The sequence below is a fragment of the Enterococcus sp. AZ128 genome (assembly GCF_051714485.1).
Classification (GTDB): domain Bacteria; phylum Bacillota; class Bacilli; order Lactobacillales; family Enterococcaceae; genus Enterococcus_A.
Window position 1 is genome coordinate 1150343 of sequence record NZ_JBIORZ010000002.1, and the last position, 15361, is coordinate 1165703.

Below are 15361 nucleotides of genomic sequence, written 5' to 3' on the forward strand. Positions count from 1 at the left end.
GGATTTACCTTATCGTTAACGAACAATTCTGTAAGTTTAAGATACCAAAAAAGCCTCTGCTTTATTATTTTAAGCAGAGGCTTTTAATTATAGGCTTCATTCATTGAGATGTGCGCTCCTTAGGCAGATTTTTTTAAGTCGTAGATCGCTTGTTCAATGGTGATTCCAGTTCCTTGCTGATTAGTAACAGTAGAATAAACAATAAAGATGTTCTCTGCTAAATCAAATGTCACACGGTAGGGTTTTTCTTGTTCAAAAAAAGTCATGTCTACTTCTCCTTTCTTTTAATAACAAACTTACAAATGAAATTATAACACATTAAAATAAAATAATAAAACAAATTCGCATTCATAAACTATTTTAATTATTTAGAATATGAAATGATAGAGGCGTTCGTTAATGAATCGAATGTCTACAGGAAAAACACTAGTAAAATAGTGAATAGATGACATGAGTGAACATACTATCCTTTATTTGATTGACATTTGGAAAGTGAAGGACCGATGCTTTTATTTAGTCAGTGTTTGATTGCGTGTCTCGTATTTACTTTTCTTATTCTTCCTGCTCAATACCGTGATCCTTTATCACAATTTACCTCATACCCGAGAGCGATTAAGCAACGAGTTTATGAATTGCCTCAATACAAAGAATCAATTGCCAAAGTAGAACAGGGGAATTAGAAACGGAAAATGTTTGGGGCGTGTTTGCTGTCTCTTATTTTCGCTCTTATTACTTATTACGCTGGCAAAAAATCTTTTGAGACAGCTTTTTTTCCTGTTAATAGCCTATTCCTAGCCGTTAATCTATATGATTTATTTGTCATAGTAAAATGCTGATGATCCCAGGTACTGAGGATAAGGTGGAGGAGTATCGCGACCCGACACTCACATTATCGGTGCTCTAAAAGGTTGCGTTATTGGGGTAGCAGTCGCCTTCGTTTCAGGATTGCTGGTGGTATTGTTTGGGATAGTGTAAATAAAGACGGTATGCCATTTGAGGCATGCCGTCTTTATGTTCTGCTACTCATTATCCAAATGATAACTTACACTATCCGCTCGATGTTCTGGTGTCGGATTGAGGTTGCTGCGATCTCGGAAGAATTTTGTTAATGCTGGCCAAGCATAGAAGATGGTCATAATGATCGCCATAAATGCTACGTCACTCCACGTGATGCTGTAGCCCTTTATAGATTCACCCGTTAGGTCGCCAGAGAAGATCGGAACAAGGTTATTGTTCAAAAAGTGCATCGCGACGACTGTCCAAATATTATCCGTCGTCATATACGCGTAAGCATAAAAGATTCCCAGCGTCAGACAAACAACGACTTGATTGGTCACAGAGATGATGCCGTCAGCCGGCGAGGTATAAAAGAAAAAGTTCAGCGGCAAATGCCAAACGCCCCACAATAGTCCCAAAAGCAAGACGCCTTTTAGCGAGCCGTATCTTTTCTGTAAAATTGGCTGTAAAAAGTAACGCCAGCCATATTCTTCACCAAAGTAGGGGACAAACAATAAAATATAGGAAACCAACGTTGTAATAAGCACTATCCAAGTCGTAGAATCCGAAAAGATTTTTACTAATGGATCAAGACCTCCATCGGCAAGAGAGGCAACGACCATTCGCGCAACATACAAAACTAGATAGAGTAAGACCATGCTGATCGTAGCTTTCCAATTTTTACGATTTAAGCCATAAGCTGCTCGTCGATTTTTCTTGGCGATGCCCAGACAGATCAACAGCAGCAGTCCGCCAATCAACATGAGGATGCTTGACAGTTGAACCAATGCTTTTCCATCTGAAAATAGGCTGAACAAACTCAGACCGATCATTATAACTGTTTGTAATAAATAGCAGATAAAGAAAGGTTTCGGTAAAAGCTTGTTCTCTCGACTCCCGATCATCAGTGCGATCATGGCACCCGCTGCAGGATAATACATATGAGTCATGGAAAATAGATCAATGTTCTTTTCTTGGCTATAGCCATACCACATAAACAACCCCATAATGACTGGCATACCAAAAGCAATGGCAGAAAAAATTGCCAGCTGCTTTTTTTCATTCCGTTCATTCACGTACATTTTTTCACTCCTCAAATAAAAATAGTATTACAAAAAGAATGGTACAGGAAAAAGACCTTCAACAGGAGCAATTTTCCTAAATGGTTGGTTCTTCATCCTGAATGACAGCACTTAACCATCAAAAATTGCTAATTCTTGGATAAATTCACCGTTCTGCTGTTTTGTTTCAGTTAAGATGTTTGAATATTTCGCGGTGATCTCCTGATAAATCGCTAAACCAAGCCCACGATTGCTTCCTTTTGTAGATACACCGCGGTTTCTGATTCTTGCGAGATCGGCCTTCTTACTGCAAGGATTTTTAACAACTAACTGCATTCTTTTTTCTTCCTGCAGTAAAAGGATCGTGATTCGGCGAGTGCTGTTTTCCTTTTGAGTGGCCTCGATGGCATTATCTAATAAGATCCCGACACAACGGATAAAGTCATGGCTATCCATTTTAACCCCGTCAATACTTTTAGCGACCTCTAAGTTTAGCTGAATGTTCTCTTGTTTTGCGGTCAGCATTTTTGCCATCAATAGTCCCTTTAATTCAGGTGATGCAATATTAGCCAATTGATTGCTCCATTTTATTTCTTCTTGAATTCCAGCGTCTACATTTAGTAGGGAGGATTCAATATATGTTTGAATTTGCTGCGTGTTGCCTTCCTTGGCGTGAATATACAAACCAGTAATCATATTCTTGTAATCATGTTGAATATTTCGCAATTCTGCTTGAATTTTTTCGAGGTGGTCCATATAGCTCTGTTGCTGCAAAAGGAGCAGACGGGATTGTTCCAGCTCGGATGAATGCTTGACATCGCGAGAATAAATCATGAAAAAAATAAAACTGAAAAGGGATATAAGACCAGTAGCGCCAAGCCAAATCCAAGTCCAGTCAACGGAAGAAGGCTTGAGATGAAGCGTGTAATAAAAGGACAGTTGAATGATCACTGCCGCCCCAAACAGTTTGAGACACAATCCGCGATTTTTAAGGATCTCATTCAAATAATTGAGGAAAGGGCTGCGGGTCAAAGCAACATACACCAAGATCACGGATGAAACACAAAGGAATTTGAATGCAGCTTCTGCTAATGGATCGCTGATAGGCAACAGCTCTCTTTGATCACTGATCAGTATAAAGGCAACGAGCAAGGTAGAACTGATCAATTCAATAATCAAAGTGATGTACTGCATCAGCATCGCAAGAAATAGTATTTTGTAAAGCGGAACATTTCGATCGTTAAGCCACACCCATGAGACGATAAAGAGAACAGATAGCAATGTAAATAAACTAAAAAGAGTAATACGAATCGCATAGGGAAGCGCCGAAAAGCTCAAAAAGTAAGTGATCGTGCCTTGAAAGAAACCGATAGTAATTAAGAAAAGGACACTAGTCGGCAGAATTTTTTTTCGGTTTATTTGAAAGGATAGGAAATAATATGCAAAAAATAAGCTGGCTGCATGGCTCACAAGTATCAGAGGCAGCTGAGTGAATAATTTAAAAATAAAATCTGTCAAGTTGAACATGGGTATCCTTCTTTCAATCATTTTCCAAGCAGGCCATGATCCGTTTCTTTTTATTGCGTGAAAATAAGACGGTCGCGCCATTCGTTAAGTGGATCAGATGATCTTTTTTTGAGAGTCCGGCGATGTATCTCTTATTTACGAGATACGAACGATGTGTTCGGATAAATTCGTCTTCCAGTGATTCCTCGATCTCAGATAGTTTTCCATAAAATTCAATGAAGGCTTCCTCGGTCACTAGATTCAATACGTGTTTTTTAGTAGATGTCTCAAAATAGAGGATCTCATCAAACGCTACGTAAGAGGTTTCATTCATGCGTTGGACAGTGAAATATTCTTTTTCTTGTCTTTTATCCTTTTTACAGCGCATATTTATTTCGGCTAAGCTTAATCCGATACGCTCGACTAATTGCTGTTCATTGTCTTTAGGAATGTAGTCCAATGCCTCCAGCCGATAATTGAAGGTCTCCGTTAAAAGCTCCGTATGTGTCGTGATATAGACAATGAATCCTCGGCTGTCTATTGAACGGATCTGTTTGCCAAGTTCAAAACCGTTTAATTGCTCATCCTTCAAATCGACGTCTAAAAAATAGATCCCTTGTGTTGGCTTCGCGGAGATCGCTGTCAGGAGTTTGTGAGGAGAGGTGGTCGCTGATTTTACTAAAAAATCATAGTCTTCAATCATACAAATATCTCTAATTTTCTTATTCAAATAAGCTAATATTGTTTGATCATCTTCACAGATGTGGATGGGTATCATTCTTTGCCTACTTTCTTAATTAATAGTCTGATTTTTTAGCAGAATAATTACAATATACACTATCTTAGTCACAGTAAAAATCTTTTTTAAGAACTTTTTTACTTGTTTTTGACTATAATCCGGTGTGCATCACTTTTTTCTATAGAAAGATCCTCCGACCTTTTTGCTATACTGTTAAAAAGAGCGCGGAGGAGAGCAGGATGAGACAAAAAGTCGTTGAAGGATTTGTAGAAGCGATCAATCAACAGGATTTAGCAAGGATCATTGAAATGATGGCGGAGGATTTTCGATTTATCGATACCTATGGCGATTGCGAAAATAGAGAAGCGATGCAGAGCGGCTGGCAAGGGTATTTCGAGTGGTTTCCAGATTATCGGATCGAGATTGATGATTACTTAGCCAATGAGTCCTTTGCAATGATCATTGGAAAAGCGAGCGGTTCCTATTTAGGACAAGCAGATAAACAGTGGTCATTTCCTGCTGCTTGGAAAGTAGAGACCACAGGACAGCAAATAAAAACGTGGCAGGTTTTTTGTGATTCGAAAAAGCAGCTGGATTCGCTGGGATAGCGCTAAAAAAATCAAAAATGATGCGGCTTTTCCATTAGCCACATCTGCAATAGGGATAAAGATAGTTACAGATAGTAATCGCGAGAAGAATGATAGAAATTTTATAAACCTCGGCTTTAAGAACGTTCTTGTTGGGTGTTTTAACTACTTGTTGGTAGTTAATCAAACGAAAAAAACAGAAAAACCAAGGATTGGCTTCTATAAAATTAGAGCATTCTAATAGTATAGAATACGGGTGATGGCCGACCGTTTGCTCACCAAATGATTAATCCCTAGAATAAAGGTAATACATTTGATTGGAGAGAAGACCATGAAGTTTAATCCTCACGGTATCAAATTAGTTGCAGTAGATATGGATGGAACATTTGCCCGAAATGATCATACCTATGATATTTCTAGATTTAAGGCCGTTTTGTCTCGAATGAAAGCGGTCGGCTGTCAATTCGTAGTTGCTAGTGGAAATCAGTATTATCAATTGCGTTCCTTTTTTCCGGATGACTACAATGAATTGAGTTTTGTTGCTGAGAATGGTGCTTTAGTAAAAGACAAAGAAGAACTTGTTTTTTCAGCAACTATTTCCAAAGAAGCCATTCTATCTGTTCTTGAGCTATGCAAAAAACATCCTGAAGTAAAAAATGTTATGTGCGGACTGAACAGCGCGTATTGTCAACGCGGAACCGTTAGTGAAGAGTTTTTTGAATTGACCAACATCTATTACCACAAATTAGCGTGGGTAGATGATTTTGCCCAAGTAGAAGATCAGATTTTGAAATTTGCTCCTACAGTTCCCGTTGAAAAAACAGACTATTATTGTGAGTTGTTTCGCGATGAATTACATGGGGAATTAATTCCTACTAGCAGCGGTCACGGTTCAGTGGACTTAATCATTCCAGCGTGCCATAAAGCCTCTGGATTGAAGAAGTTAGTTGAGCGTTGGGGCATCACTTCTGAACAATGTGCAGCTTTTGGCGACGGAGGAAATGATCTCGAAATGTTGGATTATTGCGGGATCAGTTATGCGATGGAGAATGCGCCCGATGAGGTGAAGGAAGTCGCGGATGCTGTTTGCCTATCAAATGAGGATGACGGGGTTTTAGTTACTCTGGATCAGTTGTTTCCAATATAATAAAAAACGACCAAAAATCAATCGCGATTTTTGGTCATTTTTGTTCGCTTGCGCCCCTGCCAAGGATGTTTATTATAGCATAGTTTAAACCGGTTGATTGTGAAAAATCAGCTGCATTGCACGTCTTAATGGAAAGTAAACGAGACTGACAATCAGGATCGTCGAGAAAATATTGATGACCGTGGCCGGCATCGTAGCCAAAGCCGCAAAGAAGGCGGGTTTTAACTGAGCACCGGCGAACATTGCCATGACCGTCGCTTTAATGACTGACATGATAAATTTCGCGATACCAGCGCAGATTCCGATCACGATGACTTGCGAAATGCGTGTCGGCTTATGTTTAAAAATTGAGAAGGCAGCATAGGCGGCAGCCCCAACCACGAAACTTTCAATTAGAAAATAGGGTGCTTCAGCCGCAAAGCCATTTAGAATGTCGAAAATAAAAAATCCAATTCCGCCCGCCAATGCACCTTGCCAATACCCGATCAGCAAAACGGCTAATAATACGACTGAGTTTCCAAAGTGAATGAAGGCCCCAGTCGGTAGAGGAATCTTGATCATCGTTCCCATCAATGTGAGTGCCGCAAATAGTGCGACCAATACCAAATTTTGAATTCGTTTATCACTGTTCATCTGAGTACTCCAATCGTTTTTCTCCATGTGTGTATGCCCCATGCCAAACGTGACCGACATATGGATTAATTTTTTCTCCCATTGTAATCGCCGCCTGGACAAAATCAATCGCCAGTTTAATTGCGGGTTCAACCGGATAATTTTTAGCAATCGCTGCCGTGATCGCCGCTGCAAAGGTACAGCCAGCACCATGATTGTAGGGTGTATCAATGACAGGATGTGGATAGCGATGGAAAGTTGAGCCATCATAATGAAGATCTAGAGTTTGCTTGGAAGCGAAACGTGCTCCGCCTTTGATCACAACGTGTTTTACACCTAGTAAAGAAATTCTTTTTGCAGCTTCCTGCATTTGTTTTTCAGAAGTTAGTTCACCTAGTTCTGACAAGATACCGGCTTCTCGCAGATTGGGAGTTGTGAGTAAAGCCTCAGGCAATAATTTTTCCCGTAAGGCTTGGACCTGTTCATTTTTAATGAAGTCTTGCGTGCCTTTGCCGCCGATGACAGGATCAACGATTAGCGGAATATTTTTTGGGATAGATTCGCTGACTAAGTGAATGATTTCCTGCGAGGGTAGCAGACCAGTTTTGATCGCGTCAATCGGTCCCGCAAAGGCCGAAGTAATTTGTTCCTGAATCAGCTCTAAGCCAAGTGTTCGTAAATGATGCGCACCTGTATCTGGTTCTAAGGTGACGATCGAAGTGATCGCTGCCAGGCCAAAGGTTCCAAATTCTTGGAAGGTCTTCAAATCCGCCTCGAGTCCGCCACCGCCAGTAGCATCTGACCCAGCTATTGTTACAACTTTTTTCATATAGAAACGCTCCAATTGTTTTTTTATAGCATAACTTTTTGGTTATCGGATGAAAACAGCCAATTGGATTTGTTTTGTCTCAGCCAATTTTTCAGTTTCTCATGGTCAAGTTTTGTAACCAGCTTAAATATTCTTCCTCACGATGAATCGCATGCATCAAGATAAGATAATGACCGTAATTTTCTTTGATCTTTTCATCTGGAAAGACCGCAAGCTTGCGATCTTCTAAATGCGTCAGTTTTTTTTGATGCAAATCGATTTGCTGCTGGATCATTTCCGGTAATCGTTCATCATCCATACTTCTTATGAAATACAATTTTAAAACAAACTCGTCTTTATTTACCGGCAGCTCAGTTAAGGGTTCTTTTAGCCACTCAAGCAAGGCCTCATTTCCTGAGGGCGTCAGAGAGTACGCTTTTTTTTCCAGTTTTGTTCCAACAATCTCTGTTTGGAAATCGATCCAGCCCTTTTTTGTGAGCTTTGATAACTCCGGATAAATTTGACTGTGCTTCGCTTGCCAAAATTCCCCAATCTCCGTTGTGAAAGCAGTCTTTATATCGTATCCAGTTTTTTTACCATCTTGAAGCATTCCTAAAATAATGTATTGCAGCGTATTTTTTTGTGCCATTTTTAAACCTCTCCCTTGACAACTAAGTAAAATCATTTTATCATAAACAAGTAAACTGAAACATGTAATTAATTACATATTTTGTGGTAAAAAATTGGAGGAATCAAATTGAAACAATTTAAAACATTGGCAGACTTTGTCGGCACACACTTTATTTATACGTATGATAATGGTTGGGAATATGAGTGGTACGCAAAAAATGAGCATACTGTAGATTATCGAATTCATGGTGGAATGGTTGCTGGACGCTGGGTGAAAGACCAAGAGGTACAAATGGATCTATTGACGGAAGGCGTGTATAAAATTACTTGGACAGAGCCTACTGGAACAGATGTCGCACTAGATTTTATTCCAAATGAAAAGAAGCTTCATGGAACGATCTTCTTTCCAAAATGGGTGGAAGAACATCCTGAAATCACGGTGACCTTCCAAAATGATCACATCGATGAAATGATTGCAGCCAGAGAAAAATATGAGACATATCCTAAATTAGTGGTTCCAGAATTTGCAAAAATTACGTATGTCGGAGAAGCCGGAGATGATAACGAAGACGTTATCAGCGAGGCGCCATATGAGGGAATGCCAGAAGATATTCGAACTGGAAAATACTATGATGAAAACTATCATCGTATCAATAAATAGTAGAATTAGATAAAAAAAGTTCAACATTCTAAAAATAGAGTGTTGAACTTTTTTATTATTTCGTTTTCATCCATTGGTCGCGAATGTCATCGGTTAGCCGAATAATCCGTTTGCCGACTTCTGGATATTGATTGGTGGCGAGATTCGCTAAGGAAACGCGAACGGCCCATTCGCTGCTGCCAAAGGCATTCGCTTTCAACAGCATTAGTTGTTCTTTTTCTGCTAGTGAGGTTAACACCTTTGTTACTGTCCATTTATTTTTTAAGTAATCCGCAAAGGCGTTACCGTAACGTTTTCGGGACCAGTCTTCGTAATTAATTTCGCAATAATAGGCGGTGTCTAAATCTTCTAAAGGTTCCTGCAGGCCTAAAGTATGGAACAATAATTTTTCCCGTTGGCGGCAAATATCCATTACTTCCGCTTTATAAGCTTTGCCTTCATCTAATAAACTATACAAACTGAACATCACCATCATAACTTGTTGTGGCGCTGAAAGACCAGCTGCGTGATTCAAGGCTACGTCACGACTGTCTGCAACGATCCGATCAATGAAAGTAATCGTTGTTGGATCAGCAGTCAAGGAAGCATAACGTTCATTTAATTGCTCGATCTTTTCTTGTGGCAAGTTAGCAATCAATTCATCAAACAAATTATGTTTGGCTACAGCAATGGTACCGACACGCCAGCCAGTTGCACCAAAATATTTTGAATAGGAATAGATGCAGGCTGTGTTGTAAGGAATCTCTGAAAATAGCGACGTAAAGACAGGAACAAACGTCCCATAGACATCATCGGTTAAAATCATCAATTCAGGATTATCTGTTGCTACGATATCCTTCAGTAAATCGATCGTTGGTTGGGCCAGCGCATTTGCTGTCGGATTGCTTGGGTTTACTACAAAGACTGCTTTGATCTCAGAATCCCGCAGCTTATTAATTTCCTCATTAGGATACTGATAAGTCATTTTGCCATCGATCATTGTTTGTTTTGCTTGAACCTTGACGATGTCAAACGCGTATTTTGGCAATTCAGGAATTTCTAAGTAGGGTGCAAAGGTTGGCAGCATTAAGGCAATTTTGTCTCCACGATTCAATAGAAAATTATTGAGCAGCGTGTCAAAAATGTAACAGATGCCCGCTGTTCCGCCTTCTACGGCAAAAATATCAAAGGTTGTTTTGCTGTCGGAAAAAAGTTCTTGGTTCAAATAGGCCTTGATTGGGCCTTCGCAGGCTGTTAGGCAACGAACCGGATTAGGGTAGTTGTCTCCAATGATATGATCCAGCATATCAGTCAGCCAAGCTTCTTTTGGCATTCCTAGATAATTATTATCAGAGAACCAGATTTTTTTTAAAAAGTCAGCACCTTTGCCAGGATGAGCAGCTAAAAACTCAGTGAATCGTTGACCACGGCCGATATCAGCTTGGATCATGCCGGCTGTTAATTCGCCAGGACCAAATAATGTTTCTTGTGTGGCGAACTGACCAAGTAAAAAGAAGGCTTCTCGTGGGGTAGGGGCGGTCCAGTTTGGATTGCCTCGACCGGCATTCAGAAGGTTGGTAACATTTTTATTTTCGTGAATCTTTTGTTCTAAAAAGAGACTTAATTCAAAGGGACTTAATTCTTCTAAGGCTTGTTCTGTAATTGTCGACACAAATACGACTCCTTCTACGCTTTATTTTGATTCTATAGTAACGAGAATAATTTTTATTACAGCGTAAATACGCTTAGAGTTTATGAGAAAATTTCTGTTAAAATCCAAAGAAATAAACATTGTTTTCTTTCGAAACTTGTCAAAACCCTTGCTATAGCGATGTAAGCAGCGCTTACAGGATTCTTAGAGTTCTTTATTCGGCGATTTTCCCGAACAGATATCAGACTTACGACCCATGCCAAAAATAAAAAAAAGATGCATAATAACCTTATAAGTTAATCGTTTAGAAAATTGCTGAACAGTAAAATATATATAGATTTATAAAAAGGAGGATTCAGAGATGGATCAATTGATTGCTCTTGCGTTTATCGCGTTATTGGTTTTCTTTGTCGTAAAGGTCGGCTCAGTTTTATGGCGCATTGCCGGTGTGTTGTTTTTGCTCTTTATTATTTATGTGTATAAAGACCAAGTGATTTCTCAAGTACAAAATTTTATCGCTAACCCGAATTTTGGCGGATTATGGCAAAGCGTTTCAGGTTTCTTCGGTGATTTGTTTGATAAAGTTGCAGGTTTTGTGAGTACAGCTATTCATTAGACAGCTATGAAGTTCTCTTTAGGAGAGCTTCTTTTTTTTGCGAAGATTTAATGAGTTACAGCTGTAAAATCTCAAATTGCAAAAGGAAATTATATTCGTACAAACGGACAAATAATGTAAAAAACCGCCGCTTTCACAACAAGAAAGCGGCGATTTTATTGATTTATTTACGCTCAATATGTTCTAAAAACTTTTGACAGCTTCGATAACTTGCTAAAACATTCTCTGGCACGTCTACATGGGGGATAAAGCCCATCCCATTTGGACCATACCCTTCATCATCATCATTCAAACGGCGAATCTCGCCAACAACTAAAGATAAGAAATAATTAGGTGACCACCAGCTGTCCATTTCAGGATTTTCAAAATGCGGATATACAACGAAATCAATCAGTTTAGGCTGTTCAAAAAAGAGTGGTTGAATAGCTGATAGGTTCAGCCCCCATTCTTTGGCAAAGGTAATCTGAGTCCGTTTTTGTACCAGCGGGTCTTGAACTAGCCAAAAATTTTCTGGTGTCTCTTGGTTAAAAAGCTCAAACGAAAAGCGGGCATTTTCTCCAGTATTGGTTGATTTCTTTTCCAACATTACTGTGAGTTTACGCGAGCAATAATGCAAAAAGATCTCCTCAGTGATTTCAGCCTCTGAAAGCTGTTCCCAGTCTATTCGAACCAGCTCTGGATACATTTTTTTACAGTTTGCGATCAGAGGGGCGGTACCATGACCGATCCCGCCGACAAAAACAACGCGTTGAATACTTGAATCTTGCTCACAGAATTTTGCGGCAGCAACAATTAAATTTGGCAGGCTGTTGCCAGCGATTAGTAAAGTATCAGATTGAAAATTTGGATTTTCTGGAATAGTCGTTAGATAATCCACGAGTATAGAAAAATCAGACATAATGGCCTCCTTAGATAATAAGTCAGAATAATACCTTCTATAATAGTAGCAAAAATTTAGACAGAAAAAAACTGTCGGCAAAGTGAGGCCGACAGTTGCTTAGTTAGAATAAATAGCGAATAAAAAAGAATAGGCATAAGGCCAGCAGTACAACGGATAAGGTCAACCAGGATTTCTGTTTGATCCAAAGAAACTTTCCGTAACAAAAGGCAGCGGCAGCACCTGTGAAGAGACTAGACAGATCCATTATTTCGCGATGCTCGACAACACGTGCCAGCATTAGGATACTGAAAAGGATCAAACTAAAAATCCCGGCTGTTGCTAGCGCCAAATCAGTGCTGGTCTGTTTTCTTTCTTTTTCCATGCGTTGCCCTCCAATCTAAAAGATTAATCACTCATGCTAATTATAAAGTTAATTCTGAGTTAAAATTTTGGTGATTTTAAGTATAGGTCGCGTTCGTATTAAGTGAAAATGGGTCAATATCATGTACATTGTTGTTTTTATTATAAATGAATCCGATTACAATGTCACGCATATACGAGCGTTCTCTTGTATAAAACAGTTATTTTTAGGGTTTTATCTGATTCAGTCTATCTTTTTGGTATAAATCACTGATTATTGGTGTATACTTGGTGGGTGAAAGCTGCTTCGGCAACTTTACTAGTAAATAGGGAACTATTGAAGCAGTCGATGATGATACTATCCGACCTGGAGAACAAATACAAGATTAGTACGATACGAGGAGTGAGAGTGTGACACAATTCTATTTTGTTCGTCATGGAAAAACTGAAATTAATGCAGAAGGGCGATTCAATGGCGGAACTGTCGATTCCCCTTTGATCCCATCTGGAGTAGAGGCGACGAAGCGCATGGGACAGGCGCTCAAAACAGTTCAGTTTGACTTGGCGTTGACTTCACCGCAAATGCGCGCACAAACCACTGCAAAAATTATTTTAGCAGAAAATACTCAACCGCCAACAGTGAAGGTGATGGAAGGCTTGCGAGAAATGCGTTTAGGTGATTGGGATGGACAGAAGATCGATCAAATTACGGAAGCCTATCCTGAAGATTTGAAAAATTATCGAACACGTCCAGATTTGTTTGCGGCTGAGAAATTTCAGGCAGAATCTTATCCTAGTTTAATCGCACGCAGTACAAAAGTGATTGAAGAAGTAACGAAAGAGTATCCAAGTGATAATGTTTTAGTCGTCAGTCACGGAATCCTATTGATGGCGTTGCTGAACACGTTAAAGGGAGTTCCCTTAGCGAAGATTCGTGAAAGTGGGATTGTAGACAATTCAAGTTTAACGATTCTAAATCATTCAAAAGAAGAAACAATAATCAAAACTTGGGGTCAAACGTTTTAGCGCAGCAATAAATGATTAATGGCAGAAATGCCAGAGAATATCCTTGAAAGAGAATCTTTAAATTCGATTTATACGACTATTGGTGTGTTTTGAGCATTTTCAAAAAGAACTAGTTATTTATGTGGATATATTATGATAAAAAGCCTAAATGATCGTTTCAGTTATTTTTAGGCTTTTTTATGATGTGCAAAATAATAAAAAAGAACATCAGTTAAAGACGTGAAAATCGGCTATGACGCTTAATTTTTACTTACATATGATTGGATAAAAGATAAACATCGAAGAGTTTCTCTTAATTTTCAACATCAAGTAGGATTGGAATTATAAATAACTTTTAAAAAACTTTTTGCCGCTTTTTTGAAAAGTGTTTTTTTATTAAGCAATTGAAATAAGATACAAAAATTAAAAAAACAGAATTTTGATAGACCTGGAGACTTTCAAAAGACAAAAATTAAAAAAATCCCTTCGAAATTTTCATCGAAGGGATTCACATTCTATTTTAATGTTAGTGAGAAGGAGCTGTAAACAGGTCCTTACGTTTTAAGTGATAGGTGAGTTCAATCATGGTTTCTTGGTCTTCTAAAGGAACGGACGCATCTGTCAGAAAGTATTCATAACTTCGGAAGGTGAAGATACCATTTTCCTGTTTGATGGCTTCAATCAATTCTCTGTAGGAATCAGTCAATTCATCGTAATCACCAACATAGAGTGTCCTTACTGCCTGATAGCTGGGCAGTACATAGCTTTGGAATTTTTCTGTCGAAGGGATCTCTTCATTAATAGGAAAACCGATCTCGACATCTAAGAGCTCGTCTTTGGGTTGTCCCGTTTCGTCTAAGTTCAAATAGGAAATAAAAGGTGTTCCTACCAGCTCCGCTCCGTTTTTTTGTATATATTCTAACAGTTCGATAAAAGAAGTCCCGATATAAGCTGGTATGTGCTCATGTGAAATATGAGTGGACATCGACACGATCGTTTGTGCTGGTTTAGTAATCTTCTCAATTTGCATAGTCATCCCCCGTTTCTAAAAACCCCTACGCTGATTGTAACAAGGATTGAAATCGAATACAAACAGGAACTATTTTGCTCAAGCGGGAAATCCTAAGACTTGCCCGTGCTGATTCAGGTAATTAAAGAAGATAGGAAAAAGGTCGACATCAGCTTTTTCTAAACGTTCTTTAGCATTAAGCCGTTGCCATGTTTTAATAGAAACGTTTCTTTCTAAGCGCTTCTTTGCTTGCTCAAACGTAGGTTCACGTTGATAAACAACCCGATTCAACAGCTCGCCTTTTACATAGAGGTAGCAATAGTAGGTTCCAGCTTCTGGCAGAATTCCGACAAACGTTTGGTTTTGCATGATTTGAATCAATTGTTTATTCCGACGTAAAAAGCGTTGTACGGTTAGATAATTCTCCCACCATTGAGCGGAACCTTCGTAATCATGTCGCTCACTTGCAGCTTGAACGCGTTGGTCGATTCGGGTAAGAAGGGCGGTAGACGTCCCTAAAAGTGTTTCTTTGATTTCTTGAATCCGTAGTTCGAATTCTGCTTCAGGGGAGATTTCATCATAGTTTTTTACTATTCCAGATACATATTTTAAGGGACCATCCAAGCGATATGTACTATTGATAATCTGTTTCAATTCTTGAATTTTACTCTGTTTGTAAAAGGGTCCGATCACTAGTCCTTTTTCATCCCACTCGTTCAGGACTTTCAAGTAGGGGGATCTGTCTATGAACTGAAAGTAGCCATAGCCTTCATAATGATTCATCATTCGATTATATCGTGGACGAATTTGATGGATTAAATGGCATTCTAATAAGAGCGCATCAAATTCTGTATCCACCAATTCATAATCAAAGTCCACGATCCACCGAACCATCTCTTGAACTTTTCGTGAATGCTGTTTGTTTTGAATAAAGTAGGAACTGACTCGCTGCCTCAAATTTTTGGCCTTTCCAACGTAAATAATCTCACCTCGACTGTTTTTCATTTTATAGATTCCAGGCGTTTTTGGTAGATTCTTAATCTTTTCTTTTAGCATATGCTCACCTCGATTGTTCGATTTAACAAAAAAGACTTTATAATAACTTTTAAAAGTG

The 15361-nt window shown here is 39.0% G+C and carries 17 protein-coding genes; 5 read left to right on the forward strand and 12 right to left on the reverse strand.

The genetic code is table 11. From position 1 onward, the window contains the following. Positions 1–119 precede the first annotated feature (119 nt). The 4 genes from IGI38_RS17300 to IGI38_RS17315 all read right to left on the reverse strand — a co-directional run bounded on the left by IGI38_RS17300 (position 120) and on the right by IGI38_RS17315 (position 4341). A complete protein-coding gene (locus IGI38_RS17300) occupies positions 120–266 on the reverse strand; it encodes a hypothetical protein (RefSeq protein ID WP_438732860.1) in 147 nt (48 codons plus the stop codon). 753 nt (positions 267–1019) lie between these two features. Then, complete coding sequence (locus IGI38_RS17305) at positions 1020–2078, reverse strand: CPBP family intramembrane glutamic endopeptidase (RefSeq protein WP_438732861.1); 1059 nt, start codon at positions 2076–2078, stop codon at positions 1020–1022. A 111-nt stretch (positions 2079–2189) separates the two neighbouring features. Beyond that, positions 2190–3584 carry a sensor histidine kinase gene (locus IGI38_RS17310; RefSeq protein ID WP_438732863.1) on the reverse strand — a complete coding sequence of 465 codons (1395 nt, stop codon included), beginning with the start codon at positions 3582–3584 and terminating at the stop codon, positions 2190–2192. A 13-nt stretch (positions 3585–3597) separates the two neighbouring features. Beyond that, positions 3598–4341: a LytR/AlgR family response regulator transcription factor gene (locus IGI38_RS17315; RefSeq protein ID WP_438732865.1), complete on the reverse strand. Its 744-nt coding sequence runs from the start codon at positions 4339–4341 to the stop codon at positions 3598–3600. 200 nt (positions 4342–4541) lie between these two features. Between IGI38_RS17315 and IGI38_RS17320 the strand changes: the two genes are divergently transcribed. Beyond that, positions 4542–4910 (forward strand): nuclear transport factor 2 family protein, encoded by a 369-nt coding sequence (locus IGI38_RS17320; RefSeq protein WP_438732866.1) that lies wholly within the window; start codon positions 4542–4544, stop codon positions 4908–4910. A 310-nt stretch (positions 4911–5220) separates the two neighbouring features. After that, positions 5221–6036: a Cof-type HAD-IIB family hydrolase gene (locus tag IGI38_RS17325; protein ID WP_438732868.1), complete on the forward strand. Its 816-nt coding sequence runs from the start codon at positions 5221–5223 to the stop codon at positions 6034–6036. An 84-nt stretch (positions 6037–6120) separates the two neighbouring features. Here the strand turns inward: IGI38_RS17325 and IGI38_RS17330 are convergent, their stop codons facing one another. The 3 genes from IGI38_RS17330 to IGI38_RS17340 form a co-directional block, all read right to left on the reverse strand. Further along, complete coding sequence (locus tag IGI38_RS17330; RefSeq protein WP_438732870.1) at positions 6121–6669, reverse strand: ECF transporter S component; 549 nt, start codon at positions 6667–6669, stop codon at positions 6121–6123. Further along, a complete protein-coding gene (gene thiD, locus IGI38_RS17335; RefSeq protein WP_438732872.1) occupies positions 6659–7477 on the reverse strand; it encodes a bifunctional hydroxymethylpyrimidine kinase/phosphomethylpyrimidine kinase in 819 nt (272 codons plus the stop codon). Before thiD ends, IGI38_RS17330 begins: the two co-directional genes overlap by 11 nt. A 91-nt stretch (positions 7478–7568) precedes the next feature. After that, positions 7569–8105: a PadR family transcriptional regulator gene (locus IGI38_RS17340; RefSeq protein ID WP_438732874.1), complete on the reverse strand. Its 537-nt coding sequence runs from the start codon at positions 8103–8105 to the stop codon at positions 7569–7571. Between the two features lie 108 nt (positions 8106–8213). Here IGI38_RS17340 and IGI38_RS17345 point away from each other — a divergent pair, with 108 nt between their 5' ends. Continuing rightward, positions 8214–8747: a phenolic acid decarboxylase gene (locus IGI38_RS17345; RefSeq protein WP_438732876.1), complete on the forward strand. Its 534-nt coding sequence runs from the start codon at positions 8214–8216 to the stop codon at positions 8745–8747. Positions 8748–8802: 55 nt separating this feature from the next. Here IGI38_RS17345 and aspD read toward each other — a convergent pair whose 3' ends face one another. Beyond that, positions 8803–10398 carry an aspartate 4-decarboxylase gene (gene aspD / locus IGI38_RS17350; RefSeq protein ID WP_438732878.1) on the reverse strand — a complete coding sequence of 532 codons (1596 nt, stop codon included), beginning with the start codon at positions 10396–10398 and terminating at the stop codon, positions 8803–8805. A 340-nt stretch (positions 10399–10738) separates the two neighbouring features. On the opposite strand from aspD, the gene IGI38_RS17355 reads away from it, so the two are divergent. Continuing rightward, positions 10739–10993, forward strand: a complete 255-nt coding sequence (locus tag IGI38_RS17355) for a hypothetical protein (protein WP_438732880.1) — start codon at positions 10739–10741, stop codon at positions 10991–10993. A 163-nt stretch (positions 10994–11156) separates the two neighbouring features. Here the strand turns inward: IGI38_RS17355 and IGI38_RS17360 are convergent, their stop codons facing one another. Beyond that, positions 11157–11891 (reverse strand): YdcF family protein, encoded by a 735-nt coding sequence (locus IGI38_RS17360; protein ID WP_438732882.1) that lies wholly within the window; start codon positions 11889–11891, stop codon positions 11157–11159. A 103-nt stretch (positions 11892–11994) separates the two neighbouring features. Further along, positions 11995–12255 (reverse strand): DUF6442 family protein, encoded by a 261-nt coding sequence (locus IGI38_RS17365; RefSeq protein ID WP_438732884.1) that lies wholly within the window; start codon positions 12253–12255, stop codon positions 11995–11997. 389 nt (positions 12256–12644) lie between these two features. Here IGI38_RS17365 and IGI38_RS17370 point away from each other — a divergent pair, with 389 nt between their 5' ends. Then, entirely contained in the window at positions 12645–13259 is a 615-nt protein-coding gene (locus IGI38_RS17370; RefSeq protein WP_438732886.1) for a histidine phosphatase family protein, read from the forward strand. A 505-nt stretch (positions 13260–13764) separates the two neighbouring features. On the opposite strand, the gene IGI38_RS17375 is transcribed toward IGI38_RS17370, so the two are convergent. Continuing rightward, entirely contained in the window at positions 13765–14268 is a 504-nt protein-coding gene (locus IGI38_RS17375) for a GyrI-like domain-containing protein (protein WP_438732888.1), read from the reverse strand. Positions 14269–14346: 78 nt separating this feature from the next. Next, positions 14347–15252: a GIY-YIG nuclease family protein gene (locus tag IGI38_RS17380; RefSeq protein WP_438732890.1), complete on the reverse strand. Its 906-nt coding sequence runs from the start codon at positions 15250–15252 to the stop codon at positions 14347–14349. Positions 15253–15361: the final 109 nt, after the last annotated feature.

Excerpts from the sequence above, each read along its gene's own strand:
- IGI38_RS17300 (WP_438732860.1), bottom strand. The coding sequence starts at position 266 with ATGACTTTTTTTGAACAAGAAAAACCCTACCGTGTGACATTTGATTTA.
- IGI38_RS17305 (WP_438732861.1), bottom strand. The coding sequence starts at position 2,078 with ATGTACGTGAATGAACGGAATGAAAAAAAGCAGCTGGCAATTTTTTCT.
- IGI38_RS17310 (WP_438732863.1), bottom strand. The coding sequence starts at position 3,584 with ATGTTCAACTTGACAGATTTTATTTTTAAATTATTCACTCAGCTGCCT.
- IGI38_RS17315 (WP_438732865.1), bottom strand. The coding sequence starts at position 4,341 with ATGATACCCATCCACATCTGTGAAGATGATCAAACAATATTAGCTTAT.
- IGI38_RS17320 (WP_438732866.1), top strand. The coding sequence starts at position 4,542 with ATGAGACAAAAAGTCGTTGAAGGATTTGTAGAAGCGATCAATCAACAG.
- IGI38_RS17325 (WP_438732868.1), top strand. The coding sequence starts at position 5,221 with ATGAAGTTTAATCCTCACGGTATCAAATTAGTTGCAGTAGATATGGAT.
- IGI38_RS17330 (WP_438732870.1), bottom strand. The coding sequence starts at position 6,669 with ATGAACAGTGATAAACGAATTCAAAATTTGGTATTGGTCGCACTATTT.
- thiD (WP_438732872.1), bottom strand. The coding sequence starts at position 7,477 with ATGAAAAAAGTTGTAACAATAGCTGGGTCAGATGCTACTGGCGGTGGC.
- IGI38_RS17340 (WP_438732874.1), bottom strand. The coding sequence starts at position 8,105 with ATGGCACAAAAAAATACGCTGCAATACATTATTTTAGGAATGCTTCAA.
- IGI38_RS17355 (WP_438732880.1), top strand. The coding sequence starts at position 10,739 with ATGGATCAATTGATTGCTCTTGCGTTTATCGCGTTATTGGTTTTCTTT.
- IGI38_RS17360 (WP_438732882.1), bottom strand. The coding sequence starts at position 11,891 with ATGTCTGATTTTTCTATACTCGTGGATTATCTAACGACTATTCCAGAA.
- IGI38_RS17365 (WP_438732884.1), bottom strand. The coding sequence starts at position 12,255 with ATGGAAAAAGAAAGAAAACAGACCAGCACTGATTTGGCGCTAGCAACA.
- IGI38_RS17375 (WP_438732888.1), bottom strand. The coding sequence starts at position 14,268 with ATGCAAATTGAGAAGATTACTAAACCAGCACAAACGATCGTGTCGATG.
- IGI38_RS17380 (WP_438732890.1), bottom strand. The coding sequence starts at position 15,252 with ATGAAAAACAGTCGAGGTGAGATTATTTACGTTGGAAAGGCCAAAAAT.